This window comes from Mycobacterium sp. E1715, from assembly GCF_001667625.1.
Classification (GTDB): Bacteria; Actinomycetota; Actinomycetes; order Mycobacteriales; family Mycobacteriaceae; genus Mycobacterium.
In genome coordinates, this window is the sequence record NZ_LZJJ01000479.1 from 1 (window position 1) to 2,028 (window position 2,028).

Below are 2,028 nucleotides of genomic sequence, written 5' to 3' on the forward strand. Positions count from 1 at the left end.
GGGCCCGCCGCACCCTCATCGAAATCCAAGAAAGCGGGGAGAAGGATCTTGCGACACTCGCAGAGGCCGCGCGCCAGCGCGTCCGCACCCACGGACAGATCCTCGGGCCGCACTTCGCCGCCCACCACCCGGCTGGCCAGGACGTCGAAACCCGTTGCCACCCAGGCAGTCAGCAGGCCCGCCGATCGAGCGCGCAGGCGAATGACCGCGGCGTCGTCGAGGCGCAGCGCGTAGTCGACGAACGCGGCCAGATCCCTGCGCTGGGCGGCCCGGTCGGCTGGCCCCAACCAAAGCCCGCGGTCAACTACTACCGAATCCACCGTTGCAGATACTCCCGATGGTGTGGGGAGAGCCGCACCAGCCGCTCCTCCTCGATGTGAACGGCGGCCAGCTGCGACTCGGCGATGACGGCGGGTTTGGACTCAGGATCGGCGCTGACCGAGCGCACCTCGTAGCCCAGCGTGAAGTCCACCGCCCGCAACCGCTTGGTCCACATCGTCACCTGCAGCGGCGAATCGACCAGCCGCAGTTGACCTTTGTAGGTCACCTTGACCTCGGCGATCAGCAACCCGATGGTCAAGATATCGACCTCGAACGCTTCGCGCAGGAACTGGACCCGGGCCTCCTCCAGAATCGTGACCATGGTGGCGTGGTTGACGTGCTGGTACATGTCGATGTCCGACCAGCGCACCGGTACGGGGGCTACGAAGCCGACGGTCAACTGGAGGATCCTCTCCCGCTGGTGCGGGTCATGCGCCGGATCTGGCGCGCGGCCACCGAGAGTGTCGCAAGATCCTTCTCCCCGCTTTCTTGGATTTCGATGAGGGTGCGGCGGGCCCGCTCCACCCTTGACGCCGACAGATGTTCCCACTCGGCGATCTTCTCCTCGCCGCTCTCGTCGGGCTCGCCCACGGCGAGCACGTCGAAGCACAACGACCGTAGCGACGCGTAGATGTCATCGCGAATCGCCAAGCGCGCCAACGAATGCCACCGGTCGTTGCGGGGTAGCTCGGAGACCGCCGTCAGCAGGCCGTCGGTGCCCAGCCGGTCCATCAGGGCGAAGTAGGTGTCCGCGACCTCGGCGGCGTCGATGTCGTTGATGTCGGCGATGTCGATGATGTCGAGCAGGCTGAAGCGGTACAGGCCCGCGGCGATCATGTACGCCAGATCCTCGGGCGCACCCTGCGACGAGAACTCGGCGGCCTCCTTCTCGACGATCGCCTTGTCGTCGCCGCGCAGCCACTCCGACATCCGGGGCGTGAGGTCTTTGACCTTCGCGGCGAACCGGTTGATCTCGGCGCCGACGGCCAGCGGCTGCGGACGGTAGTTGAGCAGCCAGCGGCCGGCGCGGTCGATCAGCCGTCGGGTGTCCAGCGTGAGCCGGTCCGACATGGCGACCGGCAGGTTCGCGGCGCGGATCCGCCGCCAGATCTCGCCCACGCCGAAGATGGCGTCGGTGGCTACGTAGGTGCGCACCGCGTCGACCGGCCCCACGCCGACGTCCTCGACGATCCGAAACGCGTAGCTGATGCCTGCGGTGTCGACCAGGTCGTTGATCAGCATGGTGGTGACGATCTCGCGGCGCAGCTGGTGGGTGCGGATCTCCGGGGTGAACCGTTCCCGCAACGGCGTCGGGAAGTATTGGGGCAACCGGGACGCGAACACGTCCTGCTCGGTCAGCTCGGTGTTCAGCATCTCCTCTTTGAGCCCGAGTTTGACGTGCGCCATCAGCGTGCACAGCTCGGGCGAGGTGAGCCCGATGCCGGCCTCGCACCGGCGGTCGATCTCCTTCTCCGATGGCAGCGCTTCGAGTTCCCGGTTGAGCCCTCGCTCGTCGACCAGGTACTGAATCTGCCTGCCGTGCACCGGCAGCAGGCTTGCCGCGTTGGCGCGGCTGGTGCCGATCAGGTCGTTCTGATCCTCGTTGTCGGTGAGCACCAGCTGCGCGACCTCGTCGGTCATCGACTCCAGCAGCTCTTTGCGCTCGGCGGGGTCGACGCGGCCTGCCGTCACCAGCGAGTCGATCAG

General features: G+C 67.0%; 2 protein-coding genes and 1 pseudogene. All 3 read right to left on the minus strand.

The annotated features are described in order from the left end of the window. Positions 1–320: pseudogene (locus tag A9X03_RS24010) on the minus strand (hypothetical protein); the annotation flags it as partial. Next, complete coding sequence (locus A9X03_RS24015) at positions 308–721, minus strand: thioesterase family protein (protein WP_067749490.1); 414 nt, start codon at positions 719–721, stop codon at positions 308–310. The pseudogene A9X03_RS24010 and the gene A9X03_RS24015, both read right to left, overlap by 13 nt. Then, positions 718–2,028, minus strand: a 1,311-nt coding sequence (locus A9X03_RS24020; RefSeq protein ID WP_197696137.1) for an NAD-glutamate dehydrogenase domain-containing protein, incomplete at its 5' end; no start/stop codon positions are given. The genes A9X03_RS24015 and A9X03_RS24020, both read right to left, overlap by 4 nt.